Origin of the sequence: uncultured Chloroflexus sp. (genome assembly GCF_937951745.1) — a bacterium.
Taxonomy (GTDB): Bacteria; Chloroflexota; Chloroflexia; order Chloroflexales; family Chloroflexaceae; genus Chloroflexus.
Genome location: NZ_CALFBQ010000064.1, coordinates 1 through 22,906 on the forward strand (window position 1 = coordinate 1; position 22,906 = coordinate 22,906).

The window sequence follows — 22,906 nt, forward strand, 5'->3', positions numbered from 1 at the left end:
CTCTTCTGCCTGTGCATCATTCTCAATGCCAGAGTATCTATACCAAGCACCGTCAAGAACTGCAAACTTGAATGTACCTAGCCCCCTTATCATAAAAACTACACAAGTATATCCTTTGTCTTGAAAGTCGTAGGCATTCCCAACAATTACTTCATCTGAAGCCAATGTAAGATTGTAAGTTTTTCTTGTTGCTCCGCCTGTAACATCAGATGCCACCAATTGAACACGAGACACAGGCTGGATAACAGCAACTGTAGCAGGCAAAGTAGGATATGGTGTAGCAGTAATAACCACAACCACTTGACCGAGTGCCTGTGTTGGGTTTTGTTGAACAGAAACTTCGTGTGTAGGAAACCCTACTTCCACAACGCCAAGATTAAGCCCCGTTACGCGAGCGCCAACTAGATTGAGTATCAGCATTGTGACCGCACCAATGCCAATACCAATGCCGATCATTGAGATGGAATTACGCGGTTCTTTTTCCATAGCATTGTCTCCGTCGGCAGTGATGACGCCCAACAGCCTGCGCTTCACCAGTGCCGAGAAGCACAGCGGAGCGGCGTCAGGTGGAAGCGCGTGTTGGCTGGCAATTTCGAGACACCTAGCTCGCTAAGATGGTAGGACAAAAACCGAAGGGTGTCAATCCCATCGGAGGAACACCAATGGAACCAATTCCCTAGAACCTGCTCGACCAAGTCCGCGATACCCTGCGCCGTCACCACGACTCCATCCGCACCGAAACCGCCTCCGTGGACTGAATCCGGCGCTTTATCCTGTTCCATGGCAAACGCCACCCTCACGAGATGGGGACGCCCAACGTCAAAGCATTCCTCACCCATCTGGCAGGCAAAGCGACTGTCGCCGCCTCCACTCGATATCAAGCCCTCAGCGCTTTTCTGTTCCTCTCCCGCGAGGCGCTGAAAAGGAGCCGAGGCCCGATTGCCGCCCTGCACGCCACGAAGCCCAAACGCCTGCCCGCCGTCCTCGTCAACGAGGAAGTGCGCCGCGTCCTCGACCACCTCTCAGACACCCACCGACTGATGGTGCAACGCCGCTACGGCTCCGGCCTGCGCCTGATGGAGCGCCTGCGGCTGCGTGTCAAGGACCTCGACTTCGCTCGACGATCATGGTGCGTGACGGTACGGGTATGAACGACCGAGTGACCATGGTGCCCAACAGCCTCGTCGCACCGCTTCAGGAGCACCGGCACGAGGAGGGCCTAGCCAAAGGCTACGGTGCCGGTTCCCTCCCCTATGCCTTGGAGCACACGTACCCGTATGCCAACCGGGAGTGGACTTGGCCCGATGTCTTTCTCTCAGACCGGCTGTCGGTGACCTCGCACAGCGGCGTTGTGCGCCGCCATCACCCAGGCGAGCGTGGCCTGCAAAAGGCCATCCGTCAGGTGGCCCAATGGGTCATGCGTACCGGCACGGCTTGGGCCGATATGCCGAGCCGATACCCGCTCGGCTCAACCCACCATCGGTACCTCCAAGCCTAGGGAAAAGCCGACGTGTGTATCCAGACTCTCGATGTCCTCGCCGAAGACCTATATGCCCGCGCTCGGATCGACCTGTCCGAATGCTTCATAGCTGGCACAAACGTGCCGGCCAAGAGGAGGCGACGGCGTCGGCAAGACCAAGCGCGGCAAAGCGAGCGCACCGATTTTGCGCGGTTACGCCGATTGACCAGTTCAACATCAACTAGCTCAAGCCGGACGCCGCTCCGCAGGACAGCACGCATTCGATCAATGGGCGGAAGGGTCGCCGAAGACAAACAATCGGTCGGGGTACATTTCTCTAGAGGGGCAACATATAGGGCATGACAAACGACAGACTCATCTAAGCGATTCGTGAAGAGACCGACGCCGAGATTGCTGCCCTGTTGGAACGGGGAAATCAGGCCGAAGGTGCGACTCTGACGGATATTGAGGACTGCGTGCTGGAGGCGCACCAGCGGATTGGCCAAGTTCTGATGCGCACACTGCTCGAACAGCAGGAAGAACGACGGAACGCCGAGATACGGGTCAATCCCGAAATCGGTAAGCGGCTGCACCTAAAGGAACGGGGGCGATCGTGACCCGCTTGGGAACGATCACCTACGAACGGGTATACTACTATGATCCGCACAAGTGCTAGGGTGGTATCCTCTGGACGAGCGGTTGGGCATCTGGGGGCAGCTCAGCGCCGGATTGGCGCGCGCAATGGTCTTTCTGGGGGCGTATCTGCCACCGGCGAGTCGGTTGAAGCGGCGCGCTGAGCCTGTCGAAGCGTGGCGTTCGTCGACCAAAGCTATACAGGGGAACAACCGGCGGCCGACGCCCACGGCATCCGGCTGGCGGTCGTCAAAAGGTCGGAAGCCAAACGGGGCTTCGTGCTGCGCTTCGATGCGCTCAGCGCACCGCTGCCGCACCGCTAGGTCGTTGAGAGAGTCTTCGCTTGGCTCAGCGCTTCGCTAGGCGAAGCGTCGAAGCGATGGCGCGCGTCTGCCGGCTGGCATGCGATGATGAGCGGTTGCCGGAGACCTTGGCGGGATTGCATGTTCTGGCCTTTGCGATGCTCATGCTGAAACGGTTCATTACCTTTATGCTCGAATGTACATAACAGGCCCCTAGCTCAGCGAGATTGAGATCGATCTGGCCGGGAGCATGCGCACCATCAATCACACTGAGGATGCCGGCAGCGCGCGCCCGCCGGCAGATTTCGGCCACCGGCATAACCAATGCGGTCGGCGAGGTGATATGGCTGAGCAAGATTACACGGGTGCGCGGTGTCACGCCGCGCCAAATCTGTTCGACAATCTCATCATACGTCGCCACCGGCAGCTCAACCGGCTGGTTGACGTAGGTCGCGCCGCGTTGCAGACACACATAGCGCCATGTGCGTTCGATCGCGCCATACTCATGAGTGATGCCCAACACCTCATCCCCCGGTTGCAACGCGATTGAGCGGGCAACGATATTGAGCGCGTAGGTCACATTCGGCACAAAGACCAGATCATCCGCCAGCGCGCCAACGAATGTCGCTAACTGCGCGCGCGCTTGGCGCAGCAGGTCGGGCAAGCGGCGACCGAGAAACTCGACCGGCTGGGATTCGAGGGTGCGTTGCCATTGTTGGAAGGTATCGAACACCGGACGTGGGCAGGCGCCAAAACTGCCATGGTTGAGAAAGGTCATATCGCGCCGGAGCAAAAACTGCTCGGCGAGAGCAGGCAACGGTAGCGAGAGGGTCGGAGCAGCCATATCACATCCTTACCAATTCGATGCAATTGCAGCCATGTTCGCCGGAAACGGCATTTCGTCAAGCGGTTTGACGAGCAACGCAACCGCTTCTACCATGGCGCGACGGCGGGAACCTGAAGGGGCACAGCACACTGTACCCGTACATGAGGGATATTCTATGTGGTTGATTGTTGGGTTGGGCAATCCGGGCGAACGGTACGCGCGAACCCGGCATAATATCGGCTTTCGCAGCGTCGAAACGCTGGCCGAACGCTATGGGCTAGCATTTCGCAACCAGCGCGCCAACAGCGAGATTGCCGAAGGCAACATTCGCGGGCAGCGGGTAGCATTGGTCAAACCGCAGACCTACATGAATCTGAGTGGGCAAGCAGTGTCGGCGTTGCGCAACTGGTACAAGATCGATCCGGCGCGCGAACTGCTGGTGATCTATGACGATCTCGATTTACCGTTCGCCAAACTGCGTCTGCGCGAGCGGGGCAGCGCCGGCACCCACAACGGCATGCGCTCAATCGTCGGCCAACTGGGTACGACTGAATTCCCGCGGCTGCGGGTAGGCATTGGCCAGCCGCCGGGCAAGATGGACGCCGCCGATTACGTGTTGAGCCGGTTTACGCCGGAAGAAGAGGCGGTGCTACCTGATCTGTTAGCACGGATCGCTGATGCGGTCGAAGTCGTACTGGGCGAGGGCTTGATCACGGCGATGAACCGGTATAATCCGTTGTGATCCTCCCGCTGACTGCCAACCTGAGGTAGACTACAAAGAGAGTAGCACATTTCACTAGAAGGAGACTAGTATGCCTCTCGAAACGGCCACGCTGGCTGGCGGTTGCTTCTGGTGCCTCGAAGCAGTCTACGATCAGGTGATCGGTGTGCAAGATGTGGTCTCAGGCTACACTGGCGGCCACGTCCACAACCCGACCTACCGGCAGGTGTGCGATGGCGACACCGGCCACGCTGAAGCGGTGCAAATCCGCTTTGACCCTAGCCAAATTAGCTATCGCGAACTACTGGAAATCTTTTTCAGCATTCACGACCCAACCACGCTCAACCGGCAAGGGGCTGATGTCGGCACCCAGTACCGTTCGGCGATCTTCTACCATTCGGACGAGCAGCGGCAGATTGCCGAGCAATTGGTGCGTGAATTAAGCGAGCAGCAGGTGTTTCGCAACCCGATTGTGACCGAGATCGTACCGGCTACCACCTTCTACCCTGCCGAGGATTATCACCAAGAGTACTTTGCGCGCAACCCCTACCAGCCCTACTGCCAATTTGTGGTTGCACCCAAAGTGGCCAAGTTCCACAAGCTGTTCGCCACGAAGGTGGCGCGCTAGCGGCACACGCAAAGGCGCAATCGGTTACATTGCGTCTTTGCGTTCTGCATTGCTCTGATCGTCGCGCATAATCTGGATAAAACGCCAGCCATACTGCACAAACGACAAGCTAAACGGCACCAATGCCGCGTAGAGCGCTGGTTTGCCCCAACGCGGGCCGCCGGCAAGGTAGAGCAGGGCGACAATCGTCATTGCTAGCGTCGTGAGCTTCCCGCTGCTTTCGGCAGTAGTGATCTGTGCTTTCCGGCGCAGCACGATCAACCCGGCCAGCAGAATCCCAACATCGCGAAAGATGAGCAACCCGGTTGCCCACCACGGAAAACCGCGAGTGCGCGATAGCATCACCGCTGCCGAGTCAATCAGCGCCTTATCCGCAATTGGATCGAGGATCTGGCCTAGCTTCGAGACCTCGCCCCGGCGGCGGGCAATCGGCCCATCAAGCGCATCAGTAATCATCGTTATTGTGAGCAATAGCAATGCCCGTTTGCGCCGATCGGTGCGCTGCATGTAGTAGATCGTCGCCGGCAAGAGTAGCAACCGGCTGATGGTGAGCAGATTAGAGGGATAGAGGAGTTCTCGCGGTTCGATCAGGTCACGGAGCGCCATAGCGTTCTCCCGCTTACATCAGCGACGGTGGTGATGAAACTTGGCGAACGGTTTGCCAGAGTAGGTGACCAAAGACGAGCGCAGCGTAGGCGGTTGTGAATAAGACACCAAAGAACACGACAATTGCGCCAAGGCCGGCGACGAAATTGCACAAGATCGAGAGCAGCCACAGCACTAGCCACTCAGCCGGATTGCGCCGCAGCAACGCAACCACCTCGCCCAATTGTAATGCCGCCCCGGCAGAGCCGGTCTGCACGTAGCGACCGCTGCCCACGATCAGCAACAGTTGGGTAATTAGCGCCAACGGCACCAGCAGGAGATTCAGGCAAAGTGCCAAACCGATCAACATCCCGATCGGCGGTTCGTTATTGCCCGTTGCGACCACCACTGCCACGATCAGACACGCAAAGAGACATATGATCACAACCATTGGCAGGTAGTAGACGATAGAGATGAATGCGCCGTACAAGCCTTCGCTGAAGACAGCGCCGAACTGGTTGAGGCGCGGCAGCGGGCGATCGCTCCCCCTAGCGACGGCGCGGGCTGTGTACAAGATACAACCCAAGGCGGCAATCTGGCCGATGATTGGCACCAGTTGCAACAGGCCGACGACGACGACCACTTGCCACCAATCAGGGTCATCGAACACAAAGCTGAAGGCGCGGGTTAGATTCATGCAGGCGCTCCGGTGTCGTTATCGCGCAGTGCGCGTATGAGGAATGCTCTATTAACAACTAAGGCTTGCGTCACCACCCTTCACAAGGACGCAAACCCCTCTGCCAGTGTGCAGACACGCAACCTCTTGTCATGGTAGCGAGCTCAGTCCCCTTTATCATTGCGAGGGCGCACAGTGCCCGCAGTAATCCTCTGTTCAGGCGCCCCTCCTGCACTCGCGGGGGATTGCTGCGCCGCACTCCGCCCGGCTCGCAATGACATTGGTTCATTTGTCATTGCGAGAGGAGCAGCGCCGCAGCACTCTCCCGTTTCAGCGTGAGGAAGAGTGTAACCACTGTGTTCGCACAACAACCTTACTGTACCACAACCAAGCCAGCTACGCGCACAATTCTCGTTGCGCCTGCCGTTCGGCGGCAACGTACAATTGCACGCCAACCAGTTGGGCGAAGATGCCGACGCTGCACAAGAGCCAGCCAGCAAGGATGATGAGCAGAAGCGGAGCATTGTTCGTGATCAACCAACCAGTGAAGGCTGCGATCAACCCTGCCGGCAGATACGCTGCCAGACTGGCCAAGCGCGCGCGCCAAAAGTGTGCCCGATAGGGCGGCTGCAACGCGCGCCGCACCGTCTCGATGCTGAGGGCGTGCTCGATCTGGCCCTCTTCGGCGAAGATGAGCCGGCCAACCGGCGCAACGCCGATCAGCAAAAAGAACAGCCAGACCAATCCTATCAGCGCCACCATACCGGAGATGATCGGCTTAAGCAGCGCGGTCTGCGCTGCCAACACGAGCGCCAAACCGCTGCAACCGAGCACCAGCCCGCCAACCATCAGCGGCAACAGAAAGAACGCCAGATCGATCAACAAGGCGAAAATCCCGGTCAGCGCGCGCAGCGTCCAATCACGCCACGGCGGCAACGGAATGGGGAACCCGCGCCGGGTATTGTCGTAGCTCTCCATAATAAAGCCGGTGGCCAGCGGCAAGCCGATAATCGTCATTGCCAAGGCGCCGTGGAGCAAGCATTTGTGCCACCACGCCGGATCGCGCCAGATTAGCGCCACGGCAGCCGGTAATGTGGTAGGTGAAGGCAACGGCGCGTACACTACTCCGGCTCCCCGGCCAGATAGCGGCGCAGCAAGTCGAGCGCCGCCGTGCCGATAAACTCGCGGCCCTCGGCTGAGCGCAGGTCAAAGGGGCGGGTTAAGCGCCGTTCGCCGTTTGGCGTCACCAACGCAAAGCCTACCGCAGTAAAACCCTGTTCATTGGCGATGCTGGCTGGTTGCACACCTAACGCCAGATCGCTCTGCCAATGGTCAGCCACGGTAGATGCGCCAGCGGCAGCCAAATCTGACGCTGCCTGCTCGTCGGCTGGCCGGTCAAGCGGATGGATTTCAACGCCGCGCAGGCGCTGTTCGATATCTGGCGCAGCCAGCAGCGCATGCAATACCGGCGCTTGAATGATCCCTTCGTACAGTGACAGGGTGAGGTTTCGTTCGCGCAACAAGCGGGCCACCACCGCCGGCAACTCTTCGTCGCCGAGCAAATATTGGCCGAGGCGCTCGCGGATGATCGCCTCGGTCTGGGTGATCATCGCTTCGGCTGCGGCTTGGCTCTCGGCGCGGGCGCCGATGCGCAACTCGTAGCGCGCCCGCTTGGCCGAAATACCGACGGTCGGATTAGCCTGTTGCATGAGATCGGCGATGCGTTCGCCAATCACACTCTCGCCTAAGCCAACCGCGTGGAGGGTGCGCACGAGGATCACGGTGGTGATGCCGCGTTCCTCCCGCAAATAAGGAATGACTGCCGTCTCGAACAGATAGCGCATTTCGCTTGGCACGCCGGGCAATACGATGACCGTGCCGCGCGCGTCTTCGACTAGAAAAGCGGGAGCGGTGCCGCGCGGATTGGGGATCACGCGCGCGCCTGCCGGCACGTATGCCTGCCGGCGATTGCTCTCGCTCATCGGGCGGTTCATAGCGGCAAAGCGAGCCGCAATCTGGTCGAGCAATTCGGGGCGAAACTCAAGCGGGCGATCGAACGCCGCCGCCACCGCTTCGCGGGTCACGTCATCGAGGGTCGGGCCAAGCCCGCCGGTACAGATGACCAGATTGGCCCGGTCAAGCGCCTCACGCACCGCCTGCTCGATCCGCTTGGCGTTATCGCCGACGACCGTCTTGCGGTAGACATTCACGCCGGCGGCAGCCAGTTGGCGGGCAAGGTAGGCGCTGTTGGTGTCGATCGTTACGCCTAGCAGCAATTCTGAGCCGATCGCGATGATTTCGGCGTCCATAGATTTCCTCATGGGGCGACGCATGTATCGCCCTTACGCTGGAGCGCGATGTTAGGGCGACGCATGCGGCGCCCTTATGGTGTCGTTGATGGATCGGACGATGGCGGTTCGCTTATTCGTTTGCGATACTCGCGCCACAGCTCTTGTTCGCGTTCGGCGGCGGCACGCTGGCCGGCCGCGATTGCGGCGCGCAGCCGTTCAATGAATGACTGGCGGGTGACGCTGGCGCGGGCCGCGAGCGTCTGGCGAATGTCGCGACCCGAACGCGGGTTGAGCAACGCCACTGCTGTGACCCCGACGGCAGCGCCGATGAGCAACCCGGCAATAAACGCAGCGGTGGCCGAAGCAGTTTGGCGTTCATGTTCGCGGCGCAACGCGGCCAAGAGGCGTTGGGCGGCTTCGCGCTCGGCTGCTAACGCATCAAGCGTGGCGGCCCGTTCGGCGTGGATCGACTCGGCAAAGCGGCGCGCGACCTCGGCGATCGCGTCATTCTCAACGGTCATCGGCGTGCTCCTCAATTTGTCAGGATGGGTAGAGCCTGTCGGTGAAGCGGGTGCTCTAAACCACTTGCGCATCGCTCGCTCCCCACTGCATCCCTCTCCCTGTGCGCGGGGAGAGGGAGCATCACTCGCTTGTTCGCTATCGCCACTACCGAAACCTAACTGCGGGTGCGGATCTCTTCCAAGGCGCGGGCCAAGAAGGTCTCAACTGGCATTGCGCCAAGATCTTCACCGGCGCGGGTGCGAACGGCGACAGCATCAGCAGCTTCCTCTCTGGCGCCGATTATAAGCATATAAGGTATCTTCTGCAACTGTGCCCGCCGGATCTTCCCTTGCATGCGGTCGCGATTATCGTCAAGCTCCACCCGTAAGCCGGCAGCAAAGAGGCGTTGGCGCACGTTGCGCGCATACTCCATCTGCTTGTCGGTAATCGGGATGACCACCGCCTGCACCGGGGCCAACCAGAGCGGGAACGCGCCGCCGTAATGCTCGATCAAGACCCCCATAAACCGCTCGGTGGTACCGGTGACGGCGCGGTGCAAGACGACCGGTGTGTGCGGTTTGTCGTCTTCGCCGATGTACTCGCAGCCTAAGCGGGCCGGCTGGATGAAATCGACTTGAATCGTGCTCAATTGCCACTCGCGCCCCAGCACATCGCGGGCCAAGAAGTCGGCTTTCGGGCCGTAGAAGGCCGCTTCACCCTCGGCCTCAAAATACTCGACGCCATTGGCTTCCAGCGCCGCGCGCAAGGCAGCCGTCGCCTGCTCCCACTTTTCGTCGTCTTGCACATACTTGCCCTCGTTGCCACGCAGCGATAAGCGCACCTTGTAATCGGTGAACTTGTAGGTTCCCAACACCTCGCGGATCACTTGCAGGGCAAGGCTAAACTCTTCTTGAATCTGGTCTGGCCGGCAAAAGATATGGCAATCGTCTTGGGTCAAGGCCCGCACCCGCGTCAGGCCGCTCAACGCGCCGCTATCTTCGTAGCGATAGAGCGTGGCAAACTCGGCGAAGCGCAGCGGCAGATCACGATAGCTAATCACGCCAAGCTGGTTGTAGAGCGTCATGTGGCTAGGGCAGTTCATCGGCTTTAGCCGGAAGACCAGATCCTCGCTCTCGACCATCGGCGGGAACATGCTGTCGCGATAGTTGTCGTAGTGGCCCGACTTGCGGTAAAGCTGTTCCTTCACCACATTGCCCGTCCAGACGTGCTGATAGCCGTAACGGGTTTGCACCTCACGCACGAACTTCTCCATCTCGTGCCGGATAATTTCGCCTTTGGGCGTAAAGATTGGCAGGCCGGGGCCAATGTCGTCAGAGAAGAAGAACAGGCCCAATTCCTTGCCCAGACGGCGATGGTCGCGCTTGCGCGCCTCTTCCAACTGGTGCAGATAGGCTTCCAGCTCTTCTTTAGTATTCCAACCAGTGCCATAAATGCGCTGCAACTGGCGATTCTTCTCATCGCCGCGCCAATACGCGCCGGCAATACTCATCAGCTTAAATGCTTCGGGATTGATCTCGCCGGTATGGTTGAGGTGCGGCCCGCGGCAGAGATCCTCGAACGTGTCTTGGCGATAGGTCGAGATAACCGTATCGCCGTGGTGGGTCTCGCCGTATTCGTCCAATCCCTTCGCCAACCCTTCAATCAATTCAAGCTTGTAAGGCTGGTTGGCAAAGAGCTGGCGGGCCTCTTCGGCGCTCACCTCGCGGTAAATAAAAGGATGATTCCCGGCAATAATCCGCTTCATCCGCTGCTCGATCTCGGTCAGATCCTCGGGCGTCAGCGGGCGGGGCAAGTCAAAGTCGTAGTAAAAGCCATTCTCAATCGGCGGCCCGATCGCCACTTTACCATCAGGAAAGATTTCAAGTACAGCCTGCGCCATGACGTGGGCCAGCGAGTGGCGCAGACGGTAATACGGATCGCTCTTGGGATCAACCGGCATAGCGGGACTCCTTTACCTCAACACAATCGTCAGCATCCTATCATCAATCCGAGCGGCGACAATCTGGCGGCCCTGCCGGAGTAACTCGGCATTGAGCCGCTCGTTAAGCGCAACCGTGAGATCGCTTGCCGAAACCAGCGCCGCCAGCGGCCCCTCGATCTGCGGATCGACCGCCACCACCCGGCCATCGCGCACCGTCAGGCCTGTGCTAGCCACGCTGGTCATACCATACGCGCGCACGGTTATGATGGCGCGATCGGCAACCAACCGCACACTAGCAGCTTCAACCGGTAACACCGCGTCGATCCCGGCCAGATAGCCGTTGATCTCGGCTTCGCTGACCGTCATTTCACCGGCGGGCAACGCAGCGATCAATTCGGGTAGCGGCGCACCGGTCGTCGGAACGGGTGGCGCGAGCAGGTCGGCGATGCTACGACCAAGAGCCGCGCTGAGCTGTGGGCGGGCCAGCCATAAGAAGAGGGCGGCAATCACCAATAGACCCACGCCAAGGCGAGCCAACTGGCCGGCGCACCCGCTTGACTCACGGCGTCGCGCCGGCAACCGGCGCGCGGAAGAACGCATAGAAACTCCTTGCAGATCTCATAATGTCAACAGCTCTCCGCCCGCACGGGGACGAAGAGCTGCTTCGTGGTTCCACCCTGTGTTTACGCAACGCCAAACGACAGCGTTGCGCCTCATTGTTCGCGATAACGGGCGAATCCCGTGCTCCCATACTAGCATGCAGCGTTCCGGGAGCCGCTCGGAGGGGGTTTTCACCGGGCCCGTCACCAGACGCGCTCTCAGTCACGGCGCGCCCTCCCTGTGGCCGGAACCGGGTTACTCGTCCTCGTCGGCGCTTTGATTATCTAACCAATTGACATGGTAGCGCGAAGCACGCGGCGCGTCAAGGAGGAATAGCCGCAAGAAGACGTAAACGACGCGAAAAAGAACCTCCTCCTTGTGCGTGTTGGGTCTTTTCGTGGCTCTTCACCGCCGGTGCGCCACAGCCTAGCAGTTATGCCCCTACCGCGCTGTAGCGAGATACCCCCTCGCGCCACAGCCAGCCCAGCAACAACCCCAACAGCACTGCCCACCCGATCTGGTGGGCAATCCCCCACGCGATCGCCGCCGGTTCGAGCCGACCCAGCAGGAGTTCCAGCGGGAAGGCCAGCATAGCGCGGAATGGCAGCCACGCCAGTACTGCTGTCACCGGCGGCGGCAACAGGTCGAGCGGAATGAGATAACCGCTGCTAAAGGCATAAACCCCAAACCAAAAATCTTGCAACGCCAACACCTGCGTCCACCAAAAACTGAGCGCGCCGATACAGCACTGGTTGAGGAAGTAGACCGTAAACGCCAGCGCGATCGTTAGCGGCAAGACGGCCCAACTAAGCGGATCGGGCTGGGGGATGGCGCCGGGAGCGATCAGGGCGGCGATCAGCGCGATTGGTGCGACCATGATCAGGCGCAGCGGTTTGTCGGCCAGTGCCATGGCTAGATAACGCCAGAGTGGATGCACCGGTCGCAACAGGTGCGGTGACAGCTCACCCAAGCGGATGTCGCGCTCCATATCCCAGATGATCCAGACCCCAGTCAGTTGGCGAATACAGAGCGCACCGACAAAATAGGCGACAAAATCGTCGCTGGCGTAGCCGCCGATCACGCCATTGCCAGCTAACGTGCGCCAGACGGCTAGCATGATCAGCGGTAGCATACCGGTGATAACCCAGATGAAAAGTTGGGCGCGGTAGGCGAGGGCATCGGCCCATGCCGCGCGTATCAAGACGGCGAATTTAGCTGGCATAGGATTGTCGCTGTCAACGTAAGAGCGATCTGCACTTCATTTATGTTATCGAGGATGATCCCAACTTCTCTCCAGTGTTTTAAGGACAGCCAGCACACATCAGCATCTGTAGCCGATGGCTTTTGAGATGTGCCAGTTCACCCTTACCCCCAGCCCCTCTCCCGTGCCAATGGGAAAGAGGCCGCTGTATTCCGCTCCCACACTGGCGTCACCCCTCTCTTGCTGTGAAGCGGAAGAGGGGCCTGAGGATGCAGGCTATCAGCCCGCGTAGCGGGCTTCATGGCCTAGCCCGGTCCTGCCGGGCCGGGTTTCCTGCACAACGGTAAGCGGCTGTACTAGATCATACGTTCTGTTCGCTCCTCAACCTCTAACAGGGGCGGTTGGGAAGGGTGAAAGCATCCCAGTGGCAGTATTGTATCAGACAACTTTCCCACTTTGGATTATGATAGAAACGGTATCGCTATTGCATTCGGAGACCCCATGCGCATCGCGTTTCTCGACTCGTGGCTCCAGCAGGTAGCCGAAGGTAGCGGCACCGCCGCTGCGATCGGCGGCTTGGGTCGCGCTCTCCGCGCCCATGGCCATCACGTGGCCCGGATTGCCCCGCCGGTGGCATGGCCGTCGCATCTCACCCTGCGCCGGCTCTTGTTTAATCTGTACGTTCCTGCGCTCCTGCGCGCGTTGCCCTACGACCTCATTGTTGGCGTGGACATTGACGGCGTATTGGTGGCGGGGCGCGTCACCACGCCGTATGTGTGCAGTGTCAAGGGGGTGATTGCCGAAGAGCTGCAACACGAACGCGGCAATGTGCGCCGCCTGCTCTGGCTGCTCTCGCGGCTCGAGCGGATCAATACCCGCCGCGCGTCGTTGGTCATCACTACCAGCGACTATTGCCGGCGTAGCATCCAGCACCACTACGGCGTGCCGGCAGAACGCATCCGGCTGGTGCCGGAAGGAATCGATCTGGCGGCGTGGCCGCCGCCGTCACCTCGTGGCGCCGGCCAGACTATTTTGTGCGTAGCTCGCCAATACCCGCGCAAACACATTGCCGACCTGATCCGCGCCTTTGCGCAGGTGCGGCAACGCCTGCCTGCCGCCGAACTGGTGATTATTGGCGATGGGCCAGAACACAACAACCTGCGCGCGCTGGCCGCTGAATTGAAGCTGGGATCGGCCTGCCAGTTGCTCGGCGCGGTACCCGACGATGATGAGGTGAAGGCGTGCTACTACCGTGCCGATCTCTTCTGCCTGCCCAGCGTGCAAGAGGGGTTTGGCATCGTCTTTCTTGAAGCGATGGCCGCCGGTTTGCCGGTCGTCGCGACTACCGCCGCCGCGATTCCCGAAGTGGTGCCCCACGGTGAGGCGGGCCTTTTGGTGCCACCCGGCGATGTGCCGGCCTTAGCTGCGGCATTGACCACCCTGCTGGCCGATCCAGCCCTCCGCCAGCGATATGGCGCGTTTGGCCGCGAGTATGTCGCCCGCTTCGACTGGATGCGGGTAGCAGAACGGTTTTTGGAAGTGACGCGGGGATGGTGAATGACTTTTCCTGTCATTGTGAGGGAATGGCGGTACCCAGCCACGCTGGGTGCCGTCCGACCGACGCAATCTCCCGCTCTAGCGGGAATAGGTGCGTGCCGGCATCGCTCTCGTGCGCGGGGGAGATGACTGCGCCGCCTCTGGCGGCTCGCAATGACAGCGCGGGCGATGGCTGCGTCGCTATCGGCACACCACAACAGGACACCCTAGCCGAAACTGGCATTCCCTCTCACAATCATCAGGAGTAGTACAATCTTCCTAGCAACGCAAGCTGTGAGCGCCCCTGCGTTCAGCGAGAACGAACCCTATGTCGATTGAAGTACGTGGCCTGCGCAAATATTACCAAGTCCATCGCAAAGAGGCCGGACTCGCCGGCTCGCTACGTGCATTCGTGCGCCGGCGTTACGAGACGGTGAAGGCCGTCGATGGAATTGATTTCACTATCGCCCCCGGCGAGATGGTCGGGTTTCTTGGCCCCAACGGCGCCGGCAAAACCACGACGCTGAAGGTGCTGGCCGGCCTGCTCCATCCTACTGCCGGCGAAGTGCGGGTGCTGGGGTTTACGCCCTTTGACCGCCAGACCGCGTTTCTCAAGCAGATTACGCTAGTGATGGGGCAAAAGCAGCAATTGCTGTGGGATCTGCCGGCGATCGAAACGTTTGAAGTCAATCGGGTGATCTTCGAGGTACCCGCTGACGACTACCGGCACACGCTTCATGAGCTGGTCGAGCTACTCGAACTCGGTGATCTGCTCAATAAGCAGGTGCGCAAGCTGAGTTTGGGTGAGCGGATGAAGTGCGAATTGGCGGCAGCCCTGCTCCATCGTCCCAAGGTGCTCTTCCTCGACGAGCCGACCATTGGTCTCGATGTGACGATGCAGGCCCGTGTGCGCGAGTTTGTTGCCGAATATAACCGGCGCTACGGCGCGACGGTGCTGCTGACCAGCCACTATATGGCCGACGTAACCGCGCTCTGCCGGCGGGTGATTGTAATTAATCATGGACGCTTGCTCTACGATGGCAACTTGCAGAGCATGGTTGAGCAGGTCGCGCCGCACAAGATCATTCATCTCGTGTTGAGCGAGCCAGTGCCGGTTGAGACGTTGGCTCGCTACGGCGAGGTGCAGCGCGCTGACGGGCTTGAGGTCGAATTGAAGGTTGCCCGCCACGAAACCACCCGCACCGGCGCGCGCCTGCTAGCCGAGTTGCCGGTAGCCGATGTCAACATCGCCGAGCCGCCGATCGAAGCGATCATTGGCGAGGTCTTTGACCAACCGGTGTAGCGGCGAGGCAGGCACCGTCCCTCCTACCCAGACGTAACCACCTCCCCAGCGGCGACAATTGCGCCACGGGTTCGCATGTCGGTCAAGGTCAACATGCCATTGACCACCGCGACCGGTTGGATACTCGTATCTTCGGTTGCGGCAAGCACCACATGCGGCCCAATTTGCGCCCGGTCGTCAAGCCACGAATGGCTGATCATCGCGCCAGCGCCAACCATCACCCCACTGCCGATCACTGATCCGCCTATCATTGCTCCACTACCGATTGTTGCCCCGGCTTCAATTGCCGAAGCAATGATCAATGTCCCCGACCCAACGACCACCCGTGGGCCAATCACGGCTGGCCCAATAATCTTCGCTTGTGGACCGATTACCGCACCCTCGCCAATCACTACCACCCCTTCGATAGCAGCCGCTGGGTCAATCTGCGCAGTGCGCGCAATCTGCGATTGCGCCAGTCGCGCCAGCAAAAACCGCGCTGCCAGTAAAGCTTCCCACGGCGTACCGACCGGGATCCAGTGGCCGGTGCAGATGTGGCAGGCGACCGGATGGTGATTAGCCAATAACGCGATCAGATCGGTCAATTCGAGTTCGCCGCGCGGCGAAGGGATAATCTGGCGTAACAGCGGAAAGACGGCCTCGTCAAAATGGTAAATACCGGGGTTGGCGAGCGCATCTGCCGGCGGGTTGACCGGCTTCTCGATAATCCGGTACACTAGCCCATCTTGGACATCAAGCACGCCAAACGAGCGCGGATCGGCGACGCGCAATCCGGCAACGGCATAGCCGTGCTGGCTCACGCCAATAACATCGGCGCGGTCAATCAAATTATCGCCGTAGAGCAATAAAAACGGTTCGTCAATCGGTTCTGCGGCTAGCAATGCGCCAGCCGTGCCGTTAATCACAGTCTGATGAACGTAGCGCAGCGCCATCCCGCGATACGAGTCGCCGAACGTGGCGATGATCTGATCGGCCCGATAGCCGACCACCAGCGTCACCCGCTCTACCAACCCAACCAGTTCATCGAGGATATGGGCCAGCAGCGGTTTGCCCAGCAGCGGGATCAACGGCTTAGGGCGATGTTCGGTCAATGGCCGCGTGCGGGTAGAGGCGCCGGCAACCAGAATGACAGCGTGGCGAGCAGCAGGCATGGTCTCCTCCCTTGACGGATCGATCCAGCTTCAGGATACCATGACCTGTAGATGTACCGCCAAACTGCAATCGCAGTTAAGGCGCAAAGGTGGCAGGGGTTCTAAACGCAAAGGCACCGAGAATGCAAAGAGTTGGGGGAAACGATTCGGGCACGCTTATACCCTGCCCTCCTCCACGTCTTCTGCGCCCTCTGCGATAAACGAACACCCTAGCGAGAGATGGACGTTATCCTCCTGCCAACTGGCGGGTGAGCAAAATCGCCTGCGCCACTTCGCGCATCGTCTTGCGATTGCGCATCGCCAATTGCTGAATGCGACGGAAGGCTTCCGCTTCACTAAGACCGTGCAAATCCATCAGCACACCTTTGGCCTGCTCGATCTCCTTGCGGGTTTCGAGTCGGTCGCGCAATGCGATGACCTCACTGCGGCGCGCTTGATACACCTGCCAGCGGGCCAGCGTCACTTCGATCAACGGCATCAATTCGGCATCGCGGAAGGGTTTTGTCAAATAGCCAAAGACGCCGGCCATACGCGCTCGTTCGGCCAATTCACGCGACGTCGAGGCCGTGAGCAGGATCACCGGCGCAATTCCTTCGTGGCACAAGATGGTTGCCGCTTCTAGGCCATCAAGATGTGGCATTTTATAATCGAGCAACACCAAGTCAGGCCGCGTTTGGCGTGCCATTGCCACCGCTTGCTGCCCGTCTGCCGCTTCGCCAACGATCACATAACCAAGCGCAAACAATGTCTCGCGCAGGTGCATCCGGATCAACGATTCATCATCAGCAATCAAGAGTCGCGCTACCATGCGTGCTCCCGAAACAATAAGCACCCGCCGCCGCAACGGTGCGACGCGCAGGTGGCATCAATGCGATGGGTCAATATAAGATTAAGTATACGCTTTGGTAGCAGTGAATGCTATGGCAGAATTGCACAATGAAAGCTGGGGAAAATTTGTAGAGACGTACCTGTTACAGGTTCGCCGGTTCGACTCCGTGGCCGGCGATAATGTGGCTAAGGTCGATCGTTCCACCCCGCAGCACAAAACCGCCCGCAAACGGGTTTTCGGCCAAAAAGAGAGGCGTGTCAAGATCGACGAAGCGGAAGCCGCCCAGACCGGCAGCGAAGTGGGCCGACATCGTCATAGCGAGGATCGACTCAACCATGCCGCCAATCATCAACCCCAAGCCGGCAGCGCGGGCAATGGCTGCGATCTCTAGCGCCTCGACCACGCCTGTCTTCATCAGTTTAATGTTAATCACATGCGCCGCTCGCTCGTGAGCGATGCGCAACACATTCAACGCGCTTGAGGCTGTCTCATCGGCGGCGATTGGTGCGCCGCCCCACTGCACGAGCTGGCGCATACCGGCCCAATCATCGGCAGGCACCGGCTGCTCAACCAAAGCCGGCACAATCTGCTGCAAGCGTAACGCGCCGAGCAATTCTAGCATCACCTCGGCAGTCAAGCCGCCGTTGCCATCGAGGATCAACGGTACGTCGGGAGCAATCGCGCGGATGGCAGTGATGCGGGCTAAGTCGTGGCTCAAATCGCTGCCGCCGATCTTGACTTTGATCTGGCGAATACCTCGATCAAGAATATCGAGCGTAGCCAGCGCTGCCGCTTCAACTGTACCGGTGGTGATGGTCATATCGGTTTCGAGTGTATGCCCAGCGCCGCCAAAGAAGACGTACAGCGGCAAGCCGTAATAGCGAGTGAGCGCATCGAGCACCGCCGTCTCGATCGCGCAACGGGCCGAGCCATAGCCGCCGATCTGCTCACGCAACCGGCATGCAATGGCCCGCCATTCGCGCGCGTCAGCGCCCTCGACTGCCGAACGCACCGTCTCAATCGCCGCCCGTGCGCCGGTCTGCGTCTCGCCATTAAACGCCGGGAAGGGGGCCGCTTCACCGTAACCGCACATCCCATTGGCCAACTCGACTGTCACCAATAGATTGCGGGCAACATCTTGCGCGCCGCCAGCAATACCAAACGGACTGCGCAGCGGAATATCGAGCGGCGTCACCGACAAAGCTCGGATGGTGGTTGTCATAGGCGGCTCACAACAACGTCAATCAATCCCGGCTCCCTCCGCATCCCCCTCACACCCGATACTGCCGGCGCAGATAGACCGTAATCGTTACCAACACGATCACCGCCCCTAGCGCCTGCCAAACACTCTGCAACCGCTCGCCGAGCAGCAGGGCAGCCAACGCCAGCGCGCTTACCAGCCGCCATCCCATGGTGCTGCTCACCAATGGCGCGCCGAGTTGGCGCAAAGCGGCAATCTGGCCGAGGTTCGCGCCCAGCAAGACAAAGATGATGAAAGCCGCAAACACCGCCCAATCGCGCGAGCCAATCTCGCCAAACCGCTGCCATGGCTCGCCCAAGAGCAGGCTCATTGCGCCGCAAGTGACAGTCAGCGCGATCAGTTGAATCAGCAGCATTGCTTCAGCCCGCACCTTGCCCGCCCCAGTCGCGCGCGGCACCAGCATCATATAGAGTGCCAGCGCGCACGCCGAGACAAAGGCCATCGCGATGCCCACCACATCGCTCGCTGTCAAGCGCAAGACCGTACCGCTGGCAAAATCGCCGCTCATCAGCAACAATGAGCCAACGATTGAAAGGGTAATGGCGGGAAGCGTAAACGGCGGCAGCCGCTCGCGGAAGAAGAGCTTGCTCATTAGAGCAACGATCAACGGAGTGAGCAGCGTGATCAGTTGCACATAGATCGCCAGCGTAAAGCGCGCTGAAGTCAGGTTCGTTATCGCGCGCACGCTCACCACCAGCGCAAACAGCCAGATGATCGGCGTCACCCAGACTTTGCGGTCAACATGGCGATAGGCGAAGGGGAGATAGACAAGCAGCGCGATCGCGTTGCCAAGGCTGAGAATAGCCATACTCGGCAAGTGACTAATCGTCTGGAGATAGCGGGCTAGCACCGGGTAAGCGCCCCAGCCGGTGTGGGCAAAGAGGGCAACCGCCAACCAGAGCCACGAGACTCCGGCGCGAGTTGCAGTTGCAGTGGCGGATGAATTGCTCATAGCGGGTATTATAACAAAGGTTGATTGAGCCATAAACGAAGCGGTGGGAGCATGCCCTATTGTCATTGCGAGGTGGCGTAGGGCTGCTAGCGCGGCAATCCCCCGCTTCAGCGGGAACGGAGACTGAGGGGAGCGTTCGGTGCTCGCGAGAGATGGCGTTGCTCCGCTCGCAATGACGAGCCGCAGCGCAGGAAACGGAGTGGTTGGGAATAATATTGGCATGGGCATTCGTTGGCATTAGGAGCATCGCTATGCCGATTTATCTCGCCGATCTCATTGCCGCCGGCGGCGCATTGGCCAGCCCGGTGCATACCGATACCTTCACCGATTGGAGCTACGACTCGCGTTTGACCAGCGCCGGCGAATGTTTTATCGCTCTCCGCACAGCACGGGCCGACGGCCACGACTATATTCCAGCGGCAATTGCTGCCGGTGCGCGAGGTGTGTTGTGCAGCCGCCCGCCCCACGATGCCGGCAACGCGACGGTGATCGTCTGTCCTGAGCCACAGGCGTTGTTGCTGCGCTGGGCTAGCGCCCGCTTGCACGCGCTGCAGCCCACTGTCATCGCTGTGACCGGCGGGATCGGCAAGACGCTGGCCCGGCGCGCGATTGCCGCTGTGTTGAGCCGGCAGGCCACTACTTTCCAAAGCCGGCGCAATTTCAATTCGCTATTGGGATTGCCAATTGCACTCGCCCGCCTGCGCGACGGCGATCGCTATGCGGTGCTCGAATTCGCCGGCGAGCATCTTGCCCCGCTGGCGGCCGCTTTTCCACCCCACCTTGCCGTGATCACGCCCGCCGCCGATCCAACAATGGCGGCATGGTTAGCTGAGCAAGGCGCACAGCTTCTCATTGCCGCCGAACCGTTCCGTTACATCGGTGCGAACAGGATTGATCTGCGAGCGACGGCGATTGATTACCGACACGATGGCGTCTCGTTCATTGCCCAAGGCAGTGAAGGCGAACTCGCGATCACCACCCCGCTGCTCGGCCCTCCCGGCGTGGCGGCGGCGCTGGCAGCAGTGGCGGTAGGGCGCTTGTGCGGGGTGGCGCCAGAGGCGATTCAACAGGCGTTGGCCCAGCTCGTAGCGCCGGCAGGACGCCTGCGGCCTTTAGTGGGGGCACAGGGGGAGATGATTCTTGACGACAGCTTCAATGCCACGCCGCTGGCGATGCGAGCCGCCTTGCAAACATTGGCCGCTTTACCAGCGCGACGGCGGATTGCGGTGTTAGGCGCGCCAACCGAATTGCCGGCCATTGACCCGACGCCGATCTTGACCGAACTTGGTGCGCATGCGGCGCAGAGCGCCGATTACCTCGTGCTCAAGGGGATCGGCGCGGCGACGATGGCCCACGCCGCACGCCTTGCCAATCCGGCGGTAAGCATTCACGTCGTTGACACCAACGACGCAGCGCGGGCAGCACTCCCCACCGATCGGGGCAATACCGATCTCGTGTTGGTGTCGGGCGGCGCAAGCGAACGGCTCGAACAGGTAATCGCACCACTGCTCGCCGCCGATCATCCGCCTGAACACTCGCTGGTGCGGCAAGAACCGGCATGGCGTAGTGTGCGGATCGGCGATCCGGGCCGTCCGACGTGGGTGCATCTCGATTTATCCGCTATTGCCGATAACGTCCGCGCCCTCCGCGCCCATGCCGGCGTTCCGCTGATAATCGTGCTCAAAGGTGATGGGTATGGTCACGGCGCCGCGCGGGTAGCGCGGGCGGCCTTAGCTGCCGGAGCGGAGGCATTGGCCGTCGCGACGCTCGGCGAAGGGCGCGCGTTACGTGCCCAAGGCATCAACGCGCCGATTCTGGTGTTGGGGTATACCCCGCCGTGGCAGGTTGCCGACGCAATCCGGCTTGATCTGATGATCACACTCTTTGACGACGACACCGCACAGGCGCTCAGCGCCGCTGCGGTGGAATTAAGCCGGCCCGCCCGCGTTCACATCAAAGCCGACACCGGCATGGCCCGGCTAGGGCTGTCGCCTGCCGAAGTAGGCCCGTTTCTCCACCGGCTCCGCAATCACCCCGGCATCGAGCCAGTCGGTCTCTACACCCATTTTGCCCGCGCCGACGAAGCCGATCCTGCTCCAACTGAACAACAACTGGCCCGCTTTCAGGCCATCCTAGCCGAACTCACCAGCGCCGGCTTGCGCCCGCCGATCGTCCATGCGGCCAATAGCGCCGCCACGTTACGCTTTCCAGCCGCGTGCTTTGATATGGTGCGGCCCGGTCTCGCTTGCTACGGCCTTGCCCCTAGCCCGGATGCGCCGCTCTTGCCCGGCATGCGCCCAGCTCTCAGCTTTTACAGCGAAGTTGCCCAAGTGCGCGCGCATCCCGCCGGCACGCCAATCTCGTATGGCGGCGTCTACGTCACCCCGCGCCCAGCGCGCATCGCCACCATCCCAGTTGGCTACGCCGACGGTCTCCGCCGGTCGCCGCCGTGGCGCGAGGTGCTGATTCGAGGCCGCCGTGCGCCCATTGTCGGGCGCATCTGCATGGACTACATCATGGTTGATGTCACAGATATTCCGGGAGTGCAGCGCGGCGATACGGTGACGATCATCGGACGGCAGGGTGATGATGCGATTGGGGTGGATGAAATCGCCGGCTGGCTAGGCACGATCAGTTATGAAGTGTTGACTGGCATCTTGCCGCGCGTGCCGCGTGAGATTTAGTAGCATGGAATAGCAAAGAAACTCAAAAGACACAAATATATCGCGTTTTGGGTCTTGTTACGGCTGTTCCCTTCTACAATCTCGCCGATCATCTAATATATGGCGGCGGGAGACCTGTTTTCCCTGCACCTCCTGCGCTCTCGGCGGTAAAAAACCTGCCCTTGGCCGGTTCCGCAGCGCGGACACTATCGTCCCCGGCACGCAGGCGTTGACTCTGTCGTCCAGCAATCCCACTGCGCAACCGGCGGGGCGGGCTAGTGCGCTACGGCAAGAGACGCCAATGACGCAGGAGAAAAGCCCAATCCTACGCGCTCTCTATGGTTAACATCATCTGCTGCGTAGACCTCCCTGCGTGCGCGACATAAGTTGGCAAAACGCAACGATCTATGCTATAATAGCGACGCTTATATCAGGAACGCCGGGCTGCGCCGGCCCGCGCGCGATTACACGAGGAGGAACTGCTCGTGGCGCTTGAAAAAGAGGAAAAGTCGCAAATTATTAACGGCTATCAGATCCACGAGACTGATACCGGTTCGCCCGAAGTTCAGGTCGCGCTCTTGACCGAGCGGATCAACCAGTTGATCGAGCATTTGCGCGTTCATATTCACGACCATCACTCGCGGCGCGGTCTGCTCAAGCTGGTCGGGCGGCGGCGGCGGCTGCTCAACTATCTGCAGTCCAAGGATCGTGAACGCTACCGCAATGTTATCAATCGCCTCGGTCTGCGCCGCTGATATGATAGTGGCAACCATCAGTGTAAGCTAAGGTCAACGAGGGCGCCAGCGGCATTCGCCGCCCGGCGCTCTTTGCTTGCAGTTATCTGGC

The 22,906-nt window shown here is 60.2% G+C and carries 24 protein-coding genes, 1 pseudogene and 1 other annotated feature; of the genes and pseudogenes, 11 read left to right on the top strand and 14 right to left on the bottom strand.

Annotated features, from left to right (window positions below; translation table 11 throughout):
- A partial coding sequence (locus Q1A59_RS14760) for a hypothetical protein (protein WP_299645184.1) occupies positions 1–486 on the bottom strand: 486 nt, incomplete at its 3' end.
- A 284-nt stretch (positions 487–770) separates the two neighbouring features.
- Here Q1A59_RS14760 and Q1A59_RS14765 point away from each other — a divergent pair.
- From Q1A59_RS14765 to Q1A59_RS14785, 5 genes and pseudogenes are all read left to right on the top strand, one after another.
- Positions 771–1,151, top strand: coding sequence for a phage integrase N-terminal SAM-like domain-containing protein (locus Q1A59_RS14765; RefSeq protein ID WP_298490560.1), 381 nt, complete (start codon positions 771–773; stop codon positions 1,149–1,151).
- The gene (locus tag Q1A59_RS14770) at positions 1,148–1,498 is read left to right on the top strand and encodes a hypothetical protein (protein WP_299645185.1); all 351 of its coding nucleotides are present in this window, start codon (positions 1,148–1,150) and stop codon (positions 1,496–1,498) included. Before Q1A59_RS14765 ends, Q1A59_RS14770 begins: the two co-directional genes overlap by 4 nt.
- 437 nt (positions 1,499–1,935) lie before the next feature.
- Entirely contained in the window at positions 1,936–2,076 is a 141-nt protein-coding gene (locus Q1A59_RS14775) for a hypothetical protein (protein WP_298405146.1), read from the top strand.
- Between the two features lie 39 nt (positions 2,077–2,115).
- Positions 2,116–2,256, top strand: coding sequence for a hypothetical protein (locus Q1A59_RS14780; RefSeq protein WP_299645186.1), 141 nt, complete (start codon positions 2,116–2,118; stop codon positions 2,254–2,256).
- A gap of 12 nt (positions 2,257–2,268) precedes the next feature.
- Positions 2,269–2,376: pseudogene (locus Q1A59_RS14785) on the top strand (IS5/IS1182 family transposase); the annotation flags it as partial.
- A 64-nt stretch (positions 2,377–2,440) separates the two neighbouring features.
- On the opposite strand, the gene Q1A59_RS14790 reads toward Q1A59_RS14785, so the two are convergent.
- Positions 2,441–3,238, bottom strand: coding sequence for an aminotransferase class V-fold PLP-dependent enzyme (locus Q1A59_RS14790; protein ID WP_298405144.1), 798 nt, complete (start codon positions 3,236–3,238; stop codon positions 2,441–2,443).
- A 157-nt stretch (positions 3,239–3,395) separates the two neighbouring features.
- Here Q1A59_RS14790 and pth point away from each other — a divergent pair, with 157 nt between their 5' ends.
- Complete coding sequence (gene pth / locus Q1A59_RS14795; protein WP_298405142.1) at positions 3,396–3,962, top strand: aminoacyl-tRNA hydrolase; 567 nt, start codon at positions 3,396–3,398, stop codon at positions 3,960–3,962.
- Between the two features lie 70 nt (positions 3,963–4,032).
- The gene (gene msrA / locus Q1A59_RS14800) at positions 4,033–4,569 is read left to right on the top strand and encodes a peptide-methionine (S)-S-oxide reductase MsrA (protein WP_298405140.1); all 537 of its coding nucleotides are present in this window, start codon (positions 4,033–4,035) and stop codon (positions 4,567–4,569) included.
- Positions 4,570–4,593: 24 nt separating this feature from the next.
- Here the strand turns inward: msrA and Q1A59_RS14805 are convergent, their stop codons facing one another.
- From Q1A59_RS14805 to Q1A59_RS14840, 8 genes are all read right to left on the bottom strand, one after another.
- Complete coding sequence (locus Q1A59_RS14805) at positions 4,594–5,175, bottom strand: CDP-alcohol phosphatidyltransferase family protein (protein WP_298405137.1); 582 nt, start codon at positions 5,173–5,175, stop codon at positions 4,594–4,596.
- A gap of 13 nt (positions 5,176–5,188) precedes the next feature.
- Positions 5,189–5,851, bottom strand: coding sequence for a DUF4013 domain-containing protein (locus Q1A59_RS14810; RefSeq protein ID WP_299645187.1), 663 nt, complete (start codon positions 5,849–5,851; stop codon positions 5,189–5,191).
- Between the two features lie 375 nt (positions 5,852–6,226).
- Positions 6,227–6,952 carry a DUF4013 domain-containing protein gene (locus Q1A59_RS14815; protein ID WP_298405131.1) on the bottom strand — a complete coding sequence of 242 codons (726 nt, stop codon included), beginning with the start codon at positions 6,950–6,952 and terminating at the stop codon, positions 6,227–6,229.
- Positions 6,952–8,139, bottom strand: coding sequence for a CinA family nicotinamide mononucleotide deamidase-related protein (locus Q1A59_RS14820; RefSeq protein ID WP_298405130.1), 1,188 nt, complete (start codon positions 8,137–8,139; stop codon positions 6,952–6,954). The genes Q1A59_RS14815 and Q1A59_RS14820 overlap by 1 nt, the downstream gene beginning before the upstream one ends.
- 74 nt (positions 8,140–8,213) lie before the next feature.
- Positions 8,214–8,642 (bottom strand): YtxH domain-containing protein, encoded by a 429-nt coding sequence (locus tag Q1A59_RS14825; protein WP_298405128.1) that lies wholly within the window; start codon positions 8,640–8,642, stop codon positions 8,214–8,216.
- A 155-nt stretch (positions 8,643–8,797) separates the two neighbouring features.
- On the bottom strand, positions 8,798–10,582 hold the full coding sequence (gene thrS, locus Q1A59_RS14830; protein ID WP_298405126.1) for a threonine--tRNA ligase: 1,785 nt from the start codon (positions 10,580–10,582) through the stop codon (positions 8,798–8,800).
- A 12-nt stretch (positions 10,583–10,594) separates the two neighbouring features.
- Positions 10,595–11,164 (bottom strand): hypothetical protein, encoded by a 570-nt coding sequence (locus tag Q1A59_RS14835; protein ID WP_298405124.1) that lies wholly within the window; start codon positions 11,162–11,164, stop codon positions 10,595–10,597.
- A gap of 44 nt (positions 11,165–11,208) precedes the next feature.
- Positions 11,209–11,445, bottom strand: a binding site (T-box leader).
- A 152-nt stretch (positions 11,446–11,597) separates the two neighbouring features.
- Complete coding sequence (locus Q1A59_RS14840; protein WP_298405121.1) at positions 11,598–12,386, bottom strand: ABC-2 family transporter protein; 789 nt, start codon at positions 12,384–12,386, stop codon at positions 11,598–11,600.
- A 480-nt stretch (positions 12,387–12,866) separates the two neighbouring features.
- Between Q1A59_RS14840 and Q1A59_RS14845 the strand changes: the two genes are divergently transcribed.
- Positions 12,867–13,922 carry a glycosyltransferase family 4 protein gene (locus Q1A59_RS14845; RefSeq protein ID WP_298405118.1) on the top strand — a complete coding sequence of 352 codons (1,056 nt, stop codon included), beginning with the start codon at positions 12,867–12,869 and terminating at the stop codon, positions 13,920–13,922.
- Between the two features lie 307 nt (positions 13,923–14,229).
- Positions 14,230–15,204, top strand: a complete 975-nt coding sequence (locus tag Q1A59_RS14850) for an ATP-binding cassette domain-containing protein (protein WP_298482301.1) — start codon at positions 14,230–14,232, stop codon at positions 15,202–15,204.
- 23 nt (positions 15,205–15,227) lie between these two features.
- On the opposite strand, the gene Q1A59_RS14855 is transcribed toward Q1A59_RS14850, so the two are convergent.
- The 4 genes from Q1A59_RS14855 to Q1A59_RS14870 form a co-directional block, all read right to left on the bottom strand.
- Positions 15,228–16,355, bottom strand: coding sequence for a sugar phosphate nucleotidyltransferase (locus tag Q1A59_RS14855; RefSeq protein WP_299645188.1), 1,128 nt, complete (start codon positions 16,353–16,355; stop codon positions 15,228–15,230).
- Between the two features lie 226 nt (positions 16,356–16,581).
- On the bottom strand, positions 16,582–17,163 hold the full coding sequence (locus Q1A59_RS14860) for an ANTAR domain-containing response regulator (protein ID WP_298405110.1): 582 nt from the start codon (positions 17,161–17,163) through the stop codon (positions 16,582–16,584).
- A 163-nt stretch (positions 17,164–17,326) separates the two neighbouring features.
- Positions 17,327–18,406, bottom strand: coding sequence for a dipeptide epimerase (locus Q1A59_RS14865; RefSeq protein ID WP_298405107.1), 1,080 nt, complete (start codon positions 18,404–18,406; stop codon positions 17,327–17,329).
- 49 nt (positions 18,407–18,455) lie between these two features.
- Entirely contained in the window at positions 18,456–19,397 is a 942-nt protein-coding gene (locus Q1A59_RS14870; RefSeq protein ID WP_298405104.1) for a DMT family transporter, read from the bottom strand.
- 251 nt (positions 19,398–19,648) lie between these two features.
- Here Q1A59_RS14870 and alr point away from each other — a divergent pair, with 251 nt between their 5' ends.
- Together alr and rpsO are read left to right on the top strand one after the other, a co-directional pair.
- Complete coding sequence (gene alr / locus Q1A59_RS14875) at positions 19,649–22,081, top strand: alanine racemase (RefSeq protein WP_298405101.1); 2,433 nt, start codon at positions 19,649–19,651, stop codon at positions 22,079–22,081.
- Between the two features lie 464 nt (positions 22,082–22,545).
- On the top strand, positions 22,546–22,815 hold the full coding sequence (gene rpsO / locus Q1A59_RS14880; RefSeq protein ID WP_066791488.1) for a 30S ribosomal protein S15: 270 nt from the start codon (positions 22,546–22,548) through the stop codon (positions 22,813–22,815).
- Positions 22,816–22,906 lie beyond the last annotated feature (91 nt).

What these genes read in the sequence shown, in the direction of transcription:
- Q1A59_RS14805 (WP_298405137.1), bottom strand. Translation starts at nt 5,175, where the DNA reads ATGGCGCTCCGTGACCTGATCGAACCGCGAGAACTCCTCTATCCCTCT.
- Q1A59_RS14820 (WP_298405130.1), bottom strand. Translation starts at nt 8,139, where the DNA reads ATGGACGCCGAAATCATCGCGATCGGCTCAGAATTGCTGCTAGGCGTA.
- Q1A59_RS14780 (WP_299645186.1), top strand. Translation starts at nt 2,116, where the DNA reads ATGATCCGCACAAGTGCTAGGGTGGTATCCTCTGGACGAGCGGTTGGG.
- Q1A59_RS14770 (WP_299645185.1), top strand. Translation starts at nt 1,148, where the DNA reads ATGAACGACCGAGTGACCATGGTGCCCAACAGCCTCGTCGCACCGCTT.
- msrA (WP_298405140.1), top strand. Translation starts at nt 4,033, where the DNA reads ATGCCTCTCGAAACGGCCACGCTGGCTGGCGGTTGCTTCTGGTGCCTC.
- Q1A59_RS14850 (WP_298482301.1), top strand. Translation starts at nt 14,230, where the DNA reads ATGTCGATTGAAGTACGTGGCCTGCGCAAATATTACCAAGTCCATCGC.
- Q1A59_RS14870 (WP_298405104.1), bottom strand. Translation starts at nt 19,397, where the DNA reads ATGAGCAATTCATCCGCCACTGCAACTGCAACTCGCGCCGGAGTCTCG.
- Q1A59_RS14865 (WP_298405107.1), bottom strand. Translation starts at nt 18,406, where the DNA reads ATGACAACCACCATCCGAGCTTTGTCGGTGACGCCGCTCGATATTCCG.
- alr (WP_298405101.1), top strand. Translation starts at nt 19,649, where the DNA reads ATGCCGATTTATCTCGCCGATCTCATTGCCGCCGGCGGCGCATTGGCC.
- thrS (WP_298405126.1), bottom strand. Translation starts at nt 10,582, where the DNA reads ATGCCGGTTGATCCCAAGAGCGATCCGTATTACCGTCTGCGCCACTCG.
- Q1A59_RS14855 (WP_299645188.1), bottom strand. Translation starts at nt 16,355, where the DNA reads ATGCCTGCTGCTCGCCACGCTGTCATTCTGGTTGCCGGCGCCTCTACC.
- pth (WP_298405142.1), top strand. Translation starts at nt 3,396, where the DNA reads ATGTGGTTGATTGTTGGGTTGGGCAATCCGGGCGAACGGTACGCGCGA.
- Q1A59_RS14845 (WP_298405118.1), top strand. Translation starts at nt 12,867, where the DNA reads ATGCGCATCGCGTTTCTCGACTCGTGGCTCCAGCAGGTAGCCGAAGGT.
- Q1A59_RS14790 (WP_298405144.1), bottom strand. Translation starts at nt 3,238, where the DNA reads ATGGCTGCTCCGACCCTCTCGCTACCGTTGCCTGCTCTCGCCGAGCAG.
- Q1A59_RS14840 (WP_298405121.1), bottom strand. Translation starts at nt 12,386, where the DNA reads ATGCCAGCTAAATTCGCCGTCTTGATACGCGCGGCATGGGCCGATGCC.
- Q1A59_RS14810 (WP_299645187.1), bottom strand. Translation starts at nt 5,851, where the DNA reads ATGAATCTAACCCGCGCCTTCAGCTTTGTGTTCGATGACCCTGATTGG.
- Q1A59_RS14860 (WP_298405110.1), bottom strand. Translation starts at nt 17,163, where the DNA reads ATGGTAGCGCGACTCTTGATTGCTGATGATGAATCGTTGATCCGGATG.
- Q1A59_RS14835 (WP_298405124.1), bottom strand. Translation starts at nt 11,164, where the DNA reads ATGCGTTCTTCCGCGCGCCGGTTGCCGGCGCGACGCCGTGAGTCAAGC.
- Q1A59_RS14825 (WP_298405128.1), bottom strand. Translation starts at nt 8,642, where the DNA reads ATGACCGTTGAGAATGACGCGATCGCCGAGGTCGCGCGCCGCTTTGCC.